Here is a 15,331-nt window from a genome sequence, read left to right as displayed (position 1 = left end):
ATGCCTTGGCAACTGATTACCCGCTCGCTGCGCCGTTATCCGGTACGCCCGCCTGATAGCGGTATTGCCCGTCGCAAAAGTATTTGGGAGCGTATCCACCTCGACCCTTGGCTGCTAGGGATGCTGTTGGTGTTGATGGGTGGCGGTTTGGTGGTGCTTTACAGCGCTTCCGGGCAGCGTATCGACACCGTGATTGCCCAAGCCATGCGCTTTGGTATTGCGCTTTCTGGCATGGTGATTATTGCACAATTTTCCCCTTCAACTTTTTTACGCTGGGCCCCGCTGGCTTACGGTGCTGGGCTAGCGATGCTGTTGGCGGTTGAAGTTGTCGGCGATGTAGGTATGGGCGCCAAGCGTTGGCTGGAAATTCCGGGGGTCATCCGTTTTCAGCCCTCTGAGATGATGAAGTTGGCCGTACCGCTCATGGTGGCCGCTTACTTAAATCGCTGCCAGTTGCCGCCTAGGCTGCGTGATATTGTGGTGTGTGCGGTGATTATCGGCGTGCCCGTGGTGCTCACGGCTATCCAGCCTGACCTTGGGACATCGCTGCTGGTGGCTAGTGCTGCGGTGATTGTGGTGCTTCTGGCTGGGCTCTCTTGGAAGCTCATTGGCTTGGTCGCGGCCCTGGGCGCGGCGGGCCTGCCGGTACTATGGATGAACATGCACAACTACCAGCGCCAGCGGGTACTGACATTTTTAGACCCTGATAGCGACCCGTTGGGCTCAGGGTGGAACATTATTCAATCCACCACGGCTATTGGCAGCGGCGGGCTGTGGGGAAAGGGGTGGTTGGAAGGAACGCAGTCTCAGCTTGAGTTCCTGCCAGAGCGACATACCGACTTTATTATTGCCGTACTTGGTGAGGAGTTCGGCCTGGTGGGTATGCTCTTGCTGCTAACACTATATATCATGATTGTAGGCCGCGGCTTATGGCTGGCATCGTCATCCCAGGATACCTTTGGGCGGCTGTTTGCGGGCAGTATTATCCTGACGTTTTTTATCTATGTATTTGTCAATGTGGGTATGGTGAGCGGCATTTTGCCGGTGGTGGGCGTGCCGCTGCCACTGGTCAGTTATGGCGGCACCTCTAGCGTGACCTTGTTAGCGGGGTTCGGTATTCTCATGTCCATACACGCCCATCGGCGGTTACTGCCACGCTGACGGTCAAGGTCGTGGCAGTATGAATTCACAGGAGTGGTGAGCAAATGAGCAGGGCGCGAAGTCAAGCGAGTGGCTATGTCATTGCCATGCTAGTAGCGTGTTCGGCCCCAGCGGTCGTCGCTGAGGAAACGGTCAGTTTCGATCCGCAGCATAATCCGCAAACCCAGCAACTGGCTGACGAGCTGGCCGAGCAGGGCGTGCCAAATGCGTGGCTGGAGCAAGCGCTGGCTCAGGCAAGCTATCGACAGGAAGTGTTGGATGCCATGGCAGGCGCGGCCGAGCGTCGGCTGCGCTGGTTCGAGTATCGCGATATTTTTCTAACCGAGCAGCGTATCGACGAAGGGGCTGCGTTCATGAAGGCCCATGCCGATGCGCTGGCGCATGCCGAGTCGGAATACGGTGTGCCGCCGGAAGTGATTACCGCCATCATGGGTGTAGAGACCTACTACGGTCGCCACAAAGGGCGTCATAAAGTGTTGGACTCTCTCGCCACGCTGGCATTCCACCACCCGGTACGCGGCGATTTCTTTCGCGGCGAGCTAGCGGCCTTTTTGACCATCGCCTATCAGCAAGAGGTGGCACCCGAGTCGCTCTACGGCTCCTATGCAGGGGCCATGGGCTACCCTCAATTCATACCTACCAGCTATCAAGCGTACGCCGTCGATTTTGACGGTGACGCGAAGCGCGATTTGTGGAATAACCCAGTCGATGCGATTGGTAGCGTTGCCAATTACTTCGCCGAGCATGGTTGGCAACGAGGCGGCGCGATTTACCATGAAGCCGAAGGCCCTGAAGAGCTCCCTGAAGCGCTGAGCTTCAATCAGACGGTGCGCCCAAGCACGACGGCTGCCGAAGCCGCTGAGCAGGGTGTGGTGACGGAAACTTCCTTAACGCCCGATACGCCAGTGGTGCCACTGGTGCTGGAGTATGCCGATGGCCAGGAAAGCTACCGGCTGGGTGAGTACAATTTCTATGTGATTACCCGCTATAACCATAGCCACCTCTACGCCATGGCAGTCGCCGAACTGGCAGAGGCTATCAAGCAGCAAGCTGAGGCTGAGCATGACTAAACTGCGAATCAATATGCGCTACCTAAGCGGCTCGCTGCTGTTAGCTGCCTTGGTGAGCGGGTGTGCCAGCCAAGCGCCGCAGCGTACAGGCGGAGAGGTAGGTGCTTCAAGCTCCGCGCCTGCTGCTCCGGCGGCTGCCAGTGGCGAGCGCTATGCTATGACTGGCGATGCCTACCCGGTTGCGCCGCCGGATGTCAGCACCGTACCCGATGCCGAGCCGCGAATCGAAGCGCCTTCCCGGGCGGGCAACCGTTCCACCTATGAAGTGTGGGGCGAAACCTATCACGTGCTGCCCGACTCACGCGGCTATGCGCGCCAGGGTACGGCGTCTTGGTATGGTGAAAAATTCCACGGCTACGCCACGTCCAACGGTGAGATTTACGACATGTACAAAATGTCGGCAGCTCACCGCTCGCTCCCGCTGCCCACCTTTGCCAGGGTCACCAGTTTGAACAACGGACGCTCGGTGATCGTTCGCGTCAATGACCGCGGCCCGTTCCATAGCGATCGTGAAATCGACCTCTCTTATGCGGCGGCAGCACGCTTGGGGATTCTCGAAAACGGAACCGGGCCCGTGCGCGTCGAGGCGATCGACCCTGCTCAGTGGTTAGCCGAGCGTGGTCGAGGGGGCAGCGTTTCGTCCCCCCAAGCCACATCGGCGGCCCCCGCCGCTGCGGCTTCCACACCTGTTTCTGAGACTCGGCCTGTTAGGGCAGCGTCAGCCGAGCCGAGCAGTGGTCATGCCGTCTATTTGCAGGTGGCTGCGTTGGGGAGTGCCGAAGGAGCGCAGCAGCTACAGCAGCGGCTGTCGGATGAGTTACCCCGCGGCGTTCGAGTGCAAAGTGAGACCGACGTTCACCGCGTTCAGGTCGGCCCCGTCAGTCCCAGTCAAGAGACACAGGCTCGTGAAGAACTTCGTCGCGCAGGCTTTCCTCAAGTATTTGTCGTGAGATAATCGCTCTCTACATGTGCCCAAGTGGCGTATCATGCGCCGCCATTTTTCTTTGTCAGTGAGAAGTATGTGATGAATGTAATGATGTCAATCCGCCGTACCGCCAAGCTCTGCCTCTTCGCAGCGATGACGGCCGTCGTCGCCCCTGCGATGGCTCAGGTGATCCCTCAATCCCAAACGATCATCCCTGCACCACCGCAGCTTGCCGCGAGTTCGTGGATTTTGATGGACGCCAACAGTGGTCGCATTCTTGCAGAGCACAATGCCGATGAGCGTTTGCCGCCTGCAAGTTTGACCAAACTGATGACCGCGTACCTGGTCGAACGTGAGCTAGATCGTGGCACCATCAACCTGACCGATATGGTCAATATCAGCGAAAACGCTTGGCGTACCGGCGGCTCGAAGATGTTCATCGAAGTGGGCGATCGTGTTTCGGTGGATAATCTGCTTCATGGCATCATCATCGTCTCGGGTAACGATGCCAGCGTGGCCATGGCAGAACATCTGGCGGGCGGTGAAGCGCCGTTTGCCGACCTAATGAATCAGCACGCCACGCGTTTGGGCATGAACGATACCCACTTCATGAATGCCACTGGCTTGCCCCATGAGAATCACTACTCGACCGCCCATGATATGGCGCGTTTGTCTCGTTACATTATCAACGACTATCCCGAGCACTACGCCATCTATTCACAGCGTAACTTCTCGTTTGCGGGCATCGATCAGCCGAACCGTAACCGCCTGTTGTGGCGCGACCCGACCGTAGACGGCCTGAAAACCGGCTGGACCACCGAAGCAGGTTACTGCCTGGTCGCTTCGGCGCAGCGTGATGGCATGCGTCTGATCTCCGTGGTGATGGGCACCAGTTCCGAAGAGGCGCGTGCCCAGGAATCGCAAAAGCTTCTGAGCTATGGCTTCCGTTTCTATGAAACCATGAAGCTCTATGAGCGCGGCGCCGTGCTGGCAACGCCGCGCGTGTGGGGCGGGGACATCAACGAGCTACGTGTGGGGGTGGATGAAGAAGTTTTCATGACGCTGCCCCGCAATCGCAATGAAGAGCTCCGCGCCCGTCTAAATCTGGATGCTGATATTCAAGCACCTGTGGCAGTAGGTGACGACGTTGGTACGCTGGAAGTCTATCTAGGCGAAGAGATGGTGGGGGAGCGCCAGCTCGTCGCGCTGGAAAACATCGAAGAGGGTGGGCTGTTCAAGCGCCTGTTCGATCAAGTGCAGCGTTTCTTCAGCAACTTGATCAGTAATTTCACCAGCTAAACGGCCAGTGTTGGGCCCAGCTTCTCACATACGCCTTGTATTGTGAGAGGTTGGGCCTTATTTATTGGGATTAGCCCAACGATTCACTTAATGTAAAGGCGAGTTATGAAAAAAGGTGCCAAGCAAGGGCTGCGTGATTTACGCCAGCCCGTGGCGAAAGAGCCACCCAAAATTACCTTCCCGTGCGATTACCCGTTAAAGGTCGTGGGCGATGCGGCTGACGATTTTCCAGCCACCGTGTGTCAAGTCATCGTGCGTCACGCGCCTGACTTCGATGAGACCACGTTGGAAGTCGTGGATAGTCGCAATGGTCGTTTCCAGTCCGTTCGAGTCACCATCGTGGCCACAGGGGAGCAGCAGTTGAGCCAACTGTTCAACGAGCTGAAGGCCACTGGCCGCGTGCACATGGTGGTATGACCATGAGCGACGACGCCCCGATTGCTCTGCACCGCCTCGGCTATCGCCCCTATCTACCAGTATGGGAAGCCATGCGTGAGCTTACCGACACGCGCGATGAAAACACGGCGGATCAATTTTGGCTGGTCGAGCATGAGCCTGTATTTACCCAAGGGCAGGCGGGCAAGCCAGAACACCTGTTGATGCCGGGCGATATTCCTGTGGTCAATACCGACCGGGGCGGACAGGTTACCTATCACGGGCCGGGGCAGGTGGTACTCTATCCGCTGCTGGACGTGCGTCGGGGCAAGATCGGCGTGCGCGACTTGGTCACGGCGCTCGAAAATGCCGTGATCGACGTGCTAGACGCGTATGGAGTGCGCGGCTGGGCCAAGCCCGATGCGCCGGGGGTTTACGTAGAAACGGCCATGGGGGAGGCCAAAATCGCCTCGCTCGGCCTGCGCATTCGTCGTGGGGCCAGCTACCATGGCGTCGCGCTGAACGTCGACGGCGACCTGTCGCCGTTTGCGCGTATCAATCCTTGTGGCTACGCGGGTATGCAGGTCACTCGTCTTGCCGACTTGGTCGATCTCTCTCATGGACAAGGCGGGACTAATGGTAAAGACGTTGGCGAACGGCTTGCGCAGGCGTTGGCCGCGCGACTGAAGCGCACCTTGGTGGTGCCTGAGTAACGAAGACTGCCTGCAGAGCGCTGTATGCAGGCAGTCCGCGGCGAGTTAGCCGACGTTGAAGGCGGGGATGCGGTTGCTGTCCGGCTCTTGACCTGGAATGGCCGCAGGAGCGGCAAGACCCAAGTTGTTCTTTTCGAACACGCGGTCTGCCCGGTAGCTAGAGCGTACCAGCGGGCCGGATGGCACTTCCATAAAGCCTTTCTCAAGGCCTAGTACGCGATAGCGCTCGAACTCTTCTGGGCTTACCCAGCGCTCCACGGCCAAGTGGTTTTTGGTTGGGCGCAGGTATTGGCCTAACGTCACGATATCGACACCAATCTCACGCAAATCGTCGAAGGTTTGCAGGATCTCTTCGTCCGTTTCTCCCAGCCCCAGCATCAAGCTGGTTTTGGTGATGATGTCGGGGCGATACTGCTTGGCGTGGGCCAATACGTCGAGCGTTTTGCGGTAGCCAGCGCGAGGGTCGCGCACTTTGCTGGTCAGCCGCTCAACGGTCTCAACGTTTTGCGCAAACACCTCAAGCCCTGAATCGACCACGCGCTCAATAGCGGCTTTATCGCCATCAAAATCAGGCGTTAACGCCTCAACAACCACCTCCGGCGTGCGCGCTTTAATGGCGCGAATACAGTTGGCGTAGTGGGTGGCGCCACCATCGTCTAGATCGTCACGGTCTACTGAGGTCAGCACGATATAGCGAAGACCCATTAGCTCGACGGATTTGGCGGTATTTTCCGGCTCTTCGTGATCCAGCCAACCTTTAGGGTTGCCAGTATCAACCGCACAGAAGCGGCAGGCGCGGGTACATACTGAGCCCATCAACATAATGGTGGCGGTACCATTGCTCCAGCATTCACCCATGTTAGGACAATGGGATTCAGCGCAAACGGTGCTGAGCCGGTGCGTCGCCACGTTTTTCTTAACGGCCTCAAAACGCTCGCCGCCGGGAATTTGCGCGCGCAGCCACTTTGGCTTGCGCTCAAGTGAAGGGGCATCTGCCTGCGCTTTGCGCTGCTTCATGCCATCTTTAATCACTGTCATGCCATGTTCGTTACGGAATTTTTCGCCGCTGGGCACGCGCTGGGAAGGGGTGTTGCTCATAGGAGAGAGCCTCTCTACTGTGCGGCTGGTAAGCAGAAAATCCGAGCGACGCATCACGAAAAATATACGTGCAAAATGTGGCCGCGATGCAACTGTTTACCATGCCCTGAGTAACGCTAACTGATACGTAGGTTGTAAATAATGTAACATATTTGGCAATCAACAAGACACCGTAGAACCGCTAGTGATCCTATTCCAGTGACAGGGCGGGTAAGCAGGAAACTCCATGGCTAGGAAGCGGGCTGCCAGGCGCTTGGAAGTGGCGCTGGAACTCGCTCAGATGCTCACGCACAAAACGCAGGAAGAGCTCTGCTACCGGAGTGGGAAAGTGGTCTCGGCGGTATACCGTGCACCAAGCGCGGCGAATGGGAAAATTGGGCAGAGACAGGGTGGCGAGCAGGCCCTGTTCCAACTCGCGCTGTACCGCCAAACGAGGCAGTACGGCAACGCCCAAATGTACCATTACCCCTTGTTTGATGGCTTCATTGGTGCCCAGCTCGATACGGTGCGGAAGCCCCACTTCTTGATCCACGGCAAGCTGCTCAAAGGCGCTGCGAACCCCCGAACCAGGCTCACGCATTAGTACGAAATGGCGTGCGAAATCCGTCAGCGTTGGATTGGGCATACTTAGCAGAGGATGTTCTGGCCACACTACCGCCACAAGCTCGTTTTCAAGAATTGGCATAACCACCAAGCCGTCGTCTTCTGGCACCATGGCCATGATCACCACGTCGTCTTGTTGTTCGGCCAGCCGCTCAAGTGCTTGGCTGCGGTTACACACCTTTAAACGCAACTGAACATCCGGGTATCGTGCGCGAAATTTAGCCAGCACATAGGGCACGACATACTGCGCGGAGGAGACGGCAGCGACGTTCAACTTGCCGCTGATCTTGCCGTTAATGTCTGAAAGGCTCATTTGCAGCCGCGACAGCTGACCAAAGATTTCCCGCGTAGAGAGGGCCAGTGTATCGGCCGTTGGCAGCACGTGGAGAGTTTTCCCCGCATACTTAAAGAGAGGCTGCCCCAACGCTTGCTCAAGCTGTCGAATCTGCGCGCTCACGGCTGGTTGTGTCAGGCCGAGCTGCTCGGCGGCCCGTGAATAGGAGCGTTGTTGATGCACTGCCTGAAACACTTGTAGCTGTCGAAACGTTAAGCGGTTGAGCAGCGTGGGGGATGACATAACCACCTCAGGGTAAACTTCCTCGGTAAAAAAGCGCACTGTATAAGGCCTGTTATATAGGGCTTGGCCTCAGCGCCGAAATGCTATCACTGATTTAGGGCTACCGCCTTGAAAGCTTGGCGGTATATAAACGGTGTACGTTTCGATCAATAAGACGGTCGTTGGAAAAAAAGGGGGGGGAGTCATCGACGTTAGGCAAGGAGTGGCCTAAACTATATTGCATTGCAGCATCATTGCTTTGGGATTGGTGCCATGCATCAACCCAATGGGAGAATATATGAACTTTCTCGCTAATCCTTTGCTTACCACCAATGCGCTTGCTGCTCCTTGGTTTGGGTCATCGAATGATTCCGCGGCGTTACCGGGCGGTGAAGCTCTCGCTAGCATGATGGACCCTTTTGGGTTTGGTCGTGCCGCGGTTAGCTACTGGCGTGACAGTGTAGAGCGCAACATCCTTTATTGGGATGTCATGCGCGAGCGCGGCAACCAGTATCTCGAACACATGGAGCAAACGAAGCCCAATGTGCTCGGCTTTGAAACCGAGGTGTTAGTGGATGGCCGTACGCTGCCTAATCCGACTAACTATGAGTTACTGCGGGTATTGCCGCCTAAGAATATCCAGATTGACCCACAAAAACGCCCCTTTGTTGTTATTGACCCGCGTGCAGGCCATGGCCCTGGTATCGGCGGTTTTAAGCCTGATAGCGAACTCGGTGTCGCGCTAAAAGCGGGCCATCCCTGCTACTTTATCGGCTTTTTACCTTTCCCTGAGCCAGGCCAAACGGTGGAAGATGTGGTGGAGTCGGAAGTGGCCTTTTTGCGCCACGTGATTGCGCTACACCCGGAAACCACTGAAAAACCGATGGTGGTTGGTAACTGCCAAGCGGGCTGGCAAATCATGATGGCCGCCGCCCTTGAGCCTGAAGTATTTGGGCCAATCTTAATCGCTGGTGCACCGCTCTCTTATTGGGCTGGCGAGCATGGCAAGGCGCCCATGCGTTATACCGGCGGTATGACAGGGGGAAGTTGGATTACTGCATTGACCAGTGATATCGGCAACGGCCTATTTGATGGGGCGTGGCTGGTTCAGAACTTTGAGCGCCTCAACCCGGCTAATACCTACTGGAAAAAGCAGTACCACCTGTATGCCAATATTGATACCGAGTCCAAACGCTATTTAGAGTTTGAACGCTGGTGGGGTGGTCATGTGGTGCTGGGCGGTAATGAGATCCAGTACATTGTCGATAACTTATTTGTCGGCAATCGCCTTTCTACGGCGCAACTGGTTACCCGCGATGGACGGCGTATTGATCTGCGTAATGTACGCTCGCCTGTGGTGGTGTTTTGCTCACGGGGGGACGATATTACGCCACCGCCTCAGGCCCTGGGGTGGATTCGTGATCTGTACGCGGGCGAAGAGGATATCATTGCGAATGAGCAGACGATTATTTACTGCTTGCATGATACCACTGGGCACCTGGGAATCTTCGTATCTGGCAGTGTTTCCCGCAAAGAGCACTCCGAATTTACGGCCAACATGGACTACATCGATGTGATGCCGCCAGGGCTGTACGAAACGACGATTTCTCATGCCGACGAACACACAGACGCCGAGCTGATTGAGCGTGACTATCTGCTGGAATTTGCGCCGCGCAACTTCGAGGAGCTTGATCGTGACGTGATGCATCAGCCGGAGGATGATCGTCGCTTCGCCACCGTTGCCCGCATCTCTGAAATTAACCTGGGGTTTTATCGTCTCTACGTGCAGCCGTGGATACAGTCCATCATGACACCCGAGGCGGCGCGCTGGATACGGCGTATGCACCCCATTCGCCTGGGCTACAAGCTCATGTCAGACCGTAACCCGCTGACGGTGCCGCTACCGGTTATGGCCGACTACGTGCGCCGCTATCGTCAGCCGGTGGAGCAGGACAACATATTTAAAGCGCTAGAGCTCATGGCATCTGATCAAATTGTAGTGAGCCTGAATGCATGGCGTGACCTGCGCGATAGCTCAACCGAGCGCCTGTTTATGGATATTTATGGTCAACCGCTGCTCCAGGCCGCTGTTGGCTTGTACGGGGATGCCCATGTACATCGCCGCCGTCCTGGCGCAGAGCCTGAGCACCGCCGCTTTATTGAAAACCGCCAAAATGAGCTGCGTCATAAAATTGCTCAGGGTGGCCCTCATGAAGCCGTGATGCGTTCAGTGATCTATGTGCTAGGTGGCGCACCGGCCACCGATGAGCGTAACTTTAAGCGCCTACGCGCCTCTCGGGCGGAGCTTGAACCCAGCACCTCCTTGAGCGAATTTAAGCGCCTAGTGCGTGAGCAGTTCTTTATTTTGAAGCTTGATCGTGAGCAGGCGCTTAATACGTTGCCGGAGCTATTAAAAGGGCAGACCGGTGAGGAGATAGATAACTATATTAGCCACTTAGAGCATGTCTTTGCCGCTAGCGGTGAGTTAACTGAACATGCCGCTAAGCGGTTTGACCAAGTAAAAGCGTTGTTTGATAAAGCGCGTCCGGCTGCCTTGGTGGCGCCAGCCCCTGAAACAGCGCCCGCATCTGACCCCACTGCGGCTACAGCGGAAATAGCAGCCGAAGCGAGTAACACGGTAACGGCTGAAAAGGCCCAGGAATCATCGGTAGAGGCGCCAAAGAAAAAGCCAGCCACCCGGCCGACTGGTCAGCGCAGAAGCTCGCCCCGTAAGCGTTAGATAAAGTTGCTAAGACGCCTTCGCCCCCGCTTTTTAGCGGGGGCTTTTGCATTGATAGGCGGCGATTTGGGTTGCCGAGTGCCGAGCGGCAGTCTAGTGTCTAGCTACCCTGATGCAAAAAAGCATCGTAAAACGCACCGCGCCGCTAATGCGTTGTTGTTAGTGTTCGCTTAGCTCCCTAAGAGGCGGTTGCTACTAGCGCTTAATCAAGGGCTGGGGTAGGGTAGGCGCATTTTTCTCATGGTCGCCAAGCACACATTGAGGCGGCAACGTATTCAGAGCATGGGCGATAGCGCCTGGGCAATAGAAAAGTGGAGCACTATGGGCAAGTCACTGGTCATCGTCGAATCGCCAGCGAAAGCGAAGACGATTAATAAATATCTCGGCAACGATTTCATCGTAAAGTCGAGCGTAGGTCATATCCGTGACCTGCCGACCAGCGGCTCAGGTAAGGCAGCCTCCGACCCAAAGGAGCGTGCACGCCAGGCCGCGGCAACGCGTAAGATGTCGGCGGAAGAGAAGGCGGAGTATAAAAAGCGCAAAGCTCACGACCAGCTCATTCGACGCATGGGGATTGACCCAGATAACGGCTGGGAAGCGCGCTATGAAGTGCTTCCGGGGAAAGAGAAAGTAGTTGCTGAGTTAAAGAAACTGGCTGAGAAGGCCGATGCTGTTTATCTCGCTACGGATTTGGATCGTGAAGGGGAGGCGATTGCTTGGCACCTTCGCGAAACCATCGGTGGCGACGATAGCCGCTACAAGCGCGTGGTGTTCAACGAAATTACTAAAAACGCCATTCAGGATGCGTTTAAAGCCCCCGGTGTCTTGAACATCCCCCGGGTTGAAGCCCAGCAGGCACGCCGCTTCTTGGACCGCGTAGTGGGCTTTATGCTCTCGCCGCTATTGTGGGCCAAGATTGCCCGCGGGCTTTCCGCCGGGCGCGTACAATCTGTCGCGGTGCGTCTGATTGTGGAACGTGAGCGGGAGATTCGCGCTTTTATTCCCGAAGAGTTTTGGGACGTTCATGCGGATCTCCTCTCTCCGGATGGAGAATTGGTGCGTTTTGCCCTTGTTCGCCAGGATGGCAAGCCGTTCCGTCCCACCTCTGAAAAGGATACCCTGGCGCGTATTGAGCAGCTGCGCAAAGCCAAGCTCTCGATTACCTCGCGGGAAGATAAACCCACCAGCTCTAAACCGACCGCGCCGTTTATCACCTCTACGCTTCAGCAGGCAGCCAGCAGCCGATTAGGGTTTTCGGTGAAGAAGACCATGACCATGGCCCAGCGGCTTTATGAAGCGGGCTACATCACCTATATGCGTACCGATTCCACCAACCTATCTAAAGACGCGGTGGAGAGTGTCCGTTCGTTTATTGGTGATGAGTATGGTGCGCGCTATTTGCCTGAGTCGCCTAATCGATACAGCAGCAAAGAGAGTGCTCAAGAAGCGCACGAAGCCATCCGGCCCTCTAGCGTCGAGCGCAAAGCGACTGACTTGGCAGGTATGGAGCGTGACGCCGAACGCCTCTACGAGCTTATTTGGCGGCAATTTGTGGCGTGTCAGATGACCCCAGCCGAATACCTCTCCAGCACGCTCAGTGTGGAAGTAGATGGCTACGACCTGCGTGCCAAAGGCCGCGTGCTGAAATTTGATGGTTACACCCGGGTAATGAAGCCTACGGGCAAAAACGAAGATCAAAGCCTGCCTGACCTGCCGACGGGCACGGCAATGCAGCTAGAAAAACTCGACCCTCAGCAGCATTTTACCAAGCCGCCCGCGCGCTACACCGAAGCCAGCTTGGTCAAAGAACTAGAGAAGCAGGGCATTGGCCGCCCCTCCACCTACGCATCGATTATTTCGACTATCCAAGATCGTGGCTACGTGAAGCTGGAGAACCGCCGTTTTTATGCCGAAAAATTGGGCGATATCGTCACCGAGCGGTTGAAAGAGTCCTTCCCTGACTTAATGGACTACTCCTTCACTGCCCGCATGGAGGACAGCCTTGATGAAGTGGCTGAAGGCGAGCGCAATTGGCGGGAGCTGCTTGATGCCTTCTACGATGAGTTCCGCATGGAGCTGATGAAGGCTGAAAGCGAGGAGGGCATGCGTCCGAACCAGCCGGTGCCGACTGATATCGACTGCCCCAGCTGTGGCCGAAAAATGCAGATTCGAACCGCCTCTACCGGTGTATTTTTGGGCTGCAGCGGCTACAACTTGCCGCCTAAAGAACGCTGCAAAACCACCATTGACCTGATTCCTGGTGAAGAGGCCGTGGCGGAAGACGCGGGCGAAGAAGCGGAAACCAATGCCCTACGTGCCAAGCGTCGTTGCCCGAAATGCGGCACGGCGATGGATAACTACCTGATTGACGAAACTCGTAAGCTTCATATTTGTGGCAACAGCCCAGACTGTGACGGTTACGAAGTAGAGAGCGGCAAGTTCAAGATTAAAGGCTACGATGGCCCGGTCATTGAGTGCGATAAGTGCGGCTCCGAGATGCAGCTAAAATCTGGCCGATTTGGCAAATACTTTGGCTGCACCAACAGCGAGTGTAAAAACACCCGCAAGCTGCTGCGCAGTGGTGACGTCGCGCCGCCGAAGATGGACCCGATTCCCATGCCCGAACTTGCCTGCCAAAAGGTGGAAGATCATTACGTGTTACGGGATGGCGCTAGTGGCTTGTTCCTGGCTGCTAGTAAGTTCCCTAAAAATCGTGAAACCCGCCCGCCGCTGGTTAAAGAGCTGAAAGCTCACGCTGACGAGCTGCCAGAGAAGTATCACTTTATTCTTGATGCGCCAAGCGAAGACCCCGATGGCCGCCCCGCGCAGATCCGCTTCTCGCGTAAAAACAAAGAGCAGTACGTGATGACAGACGAAGAGGGCAAAGCGACCGGCTGGAAGGCGACCTTTGAAGGCGGCAAATGGCATGTGGAGGATAAGCGCAAGTGAGCCCGCGTTCGCGTACCAATCAACTGCTGTATCAGGCCGAGCTGCTGGTCGGCCTGCCGGTTGGCGATGATGAGCACAGCCCTGCCCGACGGATGGCCATCGAAGAGAGCGCGCTGGCGCTGTTCGAGCTAGCACTGGGCTCGCTGCTCAAAGAGGTAACCGAGCACGCACGGTTGACGAGCCATGACTGGCGCGCGCTGCTCGCCAGTGACGGCCCCGATGTGGCAGAGCTGCAGCGTCTACGCGATGCCATGCAGCAGCCGGAAAGCTGGCTTTACTGGCTGGTGGGGCAGCTAGAGAAGCTGCACAGTGATGATGGTGCTGCGCGTCGCGCTGTGCAAAATCCTTCTATGATTGCGGTAGGTAGCCAGTTGACGTTAGCCGAGCAACTGTTAGAGAACCTCCAAGCGGCTAAGCGTGATATTGCCTCGCTACGGGAGACAAGCCAAGAGTGGTAGTCCAGCGGCAGTGCGGTGGTGATAGAGGGAGAGGTTGCCAATAGCGTCTGGTTGCTTACTCTGATAGGTTGAAATGTGCCTATTCGTCACCACGTTGTATGGAAACAGCGATACAGGAGGCACGGATGCGCTATAATCAAGTCAAAGATCTCATTGAGTGGGCAGCGGGTTATCATGGCCGCATGGCGCGCCAATACAGCGCTGGCGCAGAACAAGCCGAGCATGAGCGCCTAGCCATGGTGCTCACCTACCTAGCCGATAGCGAGCTAAAGATGAAAACAGGGCTTGAGGCGCTGTTGCACGATGGCTCGGATCATCGTGAAGTGTTAGAAATATGGTTTGACGATTCAAGCGACTTCCCCCAGCCCCCTGAGCTTGATGCTCTGGCAAAGCAGAGCGTGGCAGGTTCGATTGATGAGCTAACCAAAACAGCGGTAGAGTCCCATCGTAAGTTGCAAAGCCTTTATGAACATCGCGCTTCTCGGGCCAAAATTGAGCCCGAGGAGACGTTTTTTAGCGCATTGGCAGAAGGTCATAATGCAGAAGCTCGCAAACTAGTCGCGAGCATGCAGGAGTTTGACGATATTTAGTGAACGTTGAATTAAAGTTTGTTTCAGTGCTGCTCGTTATTCTGAACGCTAATTTGATGGTCGAAACGCTGACAATAGCTGTGTGAATAAGGTATAACAGCCGCCACTAATGTGTCCTCGGCCTAGCCACACTGGCCTGTATTTGAGAGCAAAATAATGTCTGTGAACCGTCGCCGATTTTTGGCGTTGGCACTGGGCTGGCCAGCAGTGGCTAGCGCAACTGCTACAAGCGCTGTGAATGATTATGAGTCAACCGATTTGGTTGAGACGCTGCTTTCTCGCGCTGCTGTGCCACGCCACAGTAGTGAGTTGTGGGTGCTAATTGACGATAAAGAGGCAACGCTGACCATTTTTCGCGGGAATGCGCTGGTAGAGCGCTTTGCGCCTATTTCATTGGGGCGCGGTGGCGCAAAAACCCAGCGAATTCGCGGCGATAACGTTACACCGCTGGGCGAATTCAGAGTTAATCGATTTAATTTCGAAAGCCAGTGGCATATCTTTATTGGTATCGATTATCCTACGCCACCTCACGCACGTATGGCGCTTGAAAAAGGTATCTACTCCCAAGCGGATTACGAAGCCTATTTTGACCACTACCGGCGTTATGGCTCTCCCCCGCAGAATACTGCGTTGGGTGGCGCTATTGGGATTCACGGAGTTGGCGGCGGTGATCCAGAGATCCATGGTAGCTTCCACTGGACCCAAGGGTGTGTGGCAGTCACCAATGAACAGATCGTACGTGTGGCCGAATTAGTAGATGTTGGCACACGCGTGGTGATCCGCTAGGCTTGTGT

General features: G+C 56.0%; 13 protein-coding genes. 11 read left to right on the top strand and 2 right to left on the bottom strand.

Annotation, left to right across the window (positions count from 1 at the left end; translation table 11 throughout):
* From rodA to lipB, 6 genes are all read left to right on the top strand, one after another.
* Complete coding sequence (gene rodA / locus BMY49_RS02935; protein ID WP_044628083.1) at positions 1–1,161, top strand: rod shape-determining protein RodA; 1,161 nt, start codon at positions 1–3, stop codon at positions 1,159–1,161.
* A 44-nt stretch (positions 1,162–1,205) separates the two neighbouring features.
* Entirely contained in the window at positions 1,206–2,231 is a 1,026-nt protein-coding gene (mltB, locus tag BMY49_RS02930; protein WP_089674797.1) for a lytic murein transglycosylase B, read from the top strand.
* Complete coding sequence (locus BMY49_RS02925; RefSeq protein WP_058577797.1) at positions 2,224–3,186, top strand: septal ring lytic transglycosylase RlpA family protein; 963 nt, start codon at positions 2,224–2,226, stop codon at positions 3,184–3,186. The genes mltB and BMY49_RS02925 overlap by 8 nt, the downstream gene beginning before the upstream one ends.
* 69 nt (positions 3,187–3,255) lie before the next feature.
* A complete protein-coding gene (locus tag BMY49_RS02920; RefSeq protein WP_089674795.1) occupies positions 3,256–4,455 on the top strand; it encodes a D-alanyl-D-alanine carboxypeptidase family protein in 1,200 nt (399 codons plus the stop codon).
* A 105-nt stretch (positions 4,456–4,560) separates the two neighbouring features.
* Complete coding sequence (locus BMY49_RS02915) at positions 4,561–4,872, top strand: HP0495 family protein (protein ID WP_044628079.1); 312 nt, start codon at positions 4,561–4,563, stop codon at positions 4,870–4,872.
* Between the two features lie 2 nt (positions 4,873–4,874).
* On the top strand, positions 4,875–5,543 hold the full coding sequence (gene lipB / locus BMY49_RS02910) for a lipoyl(octanoyl) transferase LipB (RefSeq protein WP_089674809.1): 669 nt from the start codon (positions 4,875–4,877) through the stop codon (positions 5,541–5,543).
* Between the two features lie 45 nt (positions 5,544–5,588).
* Here the strand turns inward: lipB and lipA are convergent, their stop codons facing one another.
* Positions 5,589–6,641, bottom strand: coding sequence for a lipoyl synthase (lipA, locus tag BMY49_RS02905; protein ID WP_044628077.1), 1,053 nt, complete (start codon positions 6,639–6,641; stop codon positions 5,589–5,591).
* Positions 6,642–6,831: 190 nt separating this feature from the next.
* A complete protein-coding gene (locus tag BMY49_RS02900) occupies positions 6,832–7,821 on the bottom strand; it encodes a LysR family transcriptional regulator (RefSeq protein WP_044628102.1) in 990 nt (329 codons plus the stop codon).
* Positions 7,822–8,098: 277 nt separating this feature from the next.
* Between BMY49_RS02900 and BMY49_RS02895 the strand changes: the two genes are divergently transcribed.
* The 5 genes from BMY49_RS02895 (at position 8,099) to BMY49_RS02875 (ending at position 15,323) form a co-directional block, all read left to right on the top strand.
* The gene (locus BMY49_RS02895) at positions 8,099–10,540 is read left to right on the top strand and encodes a DUF3141 domain-containing protein (RefSeq protein ID WP_089674793.1); all 2,442 of its coding nucleotides are present in this window, start codon (positions 8,099–8,101) and stop codon (positions 10,538–10,540) included.
* A gap of 321 nt (positions 10,541–10,861) precedes the next feature.
* Positions 10,862–13,489, top strand: a complete 2,628-nt coding sequence (topA, locus tag BMY49_RS02890) for a type I DNA topoisomerase (RefSeq protein ID WP_089674791.1) — start codon at positions 10,862–10,864, stop codon at positions 13,487–13,489.
* Complete coding sequence (locus BMY49_RS02885) at positions 13,486–13,947, top strand: DUF6586 family protein (RefSeq protein ID WP_054640988.1); 462 nt, start codon at positions 13,486–13,488, stop codon at positions 13,945–13,947. Before topA ends, BMY49_RS02885 begins: the two co-directional genes overlap by 4 nt.
* 125 nt (positions 13,948–14,072) lie before the next feature.
* Positions 14,073–14,537: a hypothetical protein gene (locus BMY49_RS02880; RefSeq protein ID WP_058577790.1), complete on the top strand. Its 465-nt coding sequence runs from the start codon at positions 14,073–14,075 to the stop codon at positions 14,535–14,537.
* Positions 14,538–14,690: 153 nt separating this feature from the next.
* Positions 14,691–15,323 carry a L,D-transpeptidase family protein gene (locus tag BMY49_RS02875; RefSeq protein ID WP_089674789.1) on the top strand — a complete coding sequence of 211 codons (633 nt, stop codon included), beginning with the start codon at positions 14,691–14,693 and terminating at the stop codon, positions 15,321–15,323.
* Positions 15,324–15,331: the final 8 nt, after the last annotated feature.

Origin of the sequence: Vreelandella aquamarina (assembly GCF_900110265.1) — a bacterium.
GTDB classification, from domain to species: Bacteria; Pseudomonadota; Gammaproteobacteria; order Pseudomonadales; family Halomonadaceae; genus Vreelandella; species Vreelandella aquamarina.
The sequence above is the reverse complement of the archived record's forward strand: the minus strand, read 5'-3'. Positions and strand labels throughout refer to the sequence as shown.

Coding starts and splice junctions, on each gene's coding strand:
- BMY49_RS02925 (WP_058577797.1), top strand. CDS start 2,224: ATGACTAAACTGCGAATCAATATGCGCTACCTAAGCGGCTCGCTGCTG.
- rodA (WP_044628083.1), top strand. CDS start 1: ATGCCTTGGCAACTGATTACCCGCTCGCTGCGCCGTTATCCGGTACGC.
- topA (WP_089674791.1), top strand. CDS start 10,862: ATGGGCAAGTCACTGGTCATCGTCGAATCGCCAGCGAAAGCGAAGACG.
- lipB (WP_089674809.1), top strand. CDS start 4,875: ATGAGCGACGACGCCCCGATTGCTCTGCACCGCCTCGGCTATCGCCCC.
- BMY49_RS02915 (WP_044628079.1), top strand. CDS start 4,561: ATGAAAAAAGGTGCCAAGCAAGGGCTGCGTGATTTACGCCAGCCCGTG.
- BMY49_RS02880 (WP_058577790.1), top strand. CDS start 14,073: ATGCGCTATAATCAAGTCAAAGATCTCATTGAGTGGGCAGCGGGTTAT.
- BMY49_RS02895 (WP_089674793.1), top strand. CDS start 8,099: ATGAACTTTCTCGCTAATCCTTTGCTTACCACCAATGCGCTTGCTGCT.
- mltB (WP_089674797.1), top strand. CDS start 1,206: ATGAGCAGGGCGCGAAGTCAAGCGAGTGGCTATGTCATTGCCATGCTA.
- BMY49_RS02900 (WP_044628102.1), bottom strand. CDS start 7,821: ATGTCATCCCCCACGCTGCTCAACCGCTTAACGTTTCGACAGCTACAA.
- lipA (WP_044628077.1), bottom strand. CDS start 6,641: ATGAGCAACACCCCTTCCCAGCGCGTGCCCAGCGGCGAAAAATTCCGT.
- BMY49_RS02920 (WP_089674795.1), top strand. CDS start 3,256: ATGAATGTAATGATGTCAATCCGCCGTACCGCCAAGCTCTGCCTCTTC.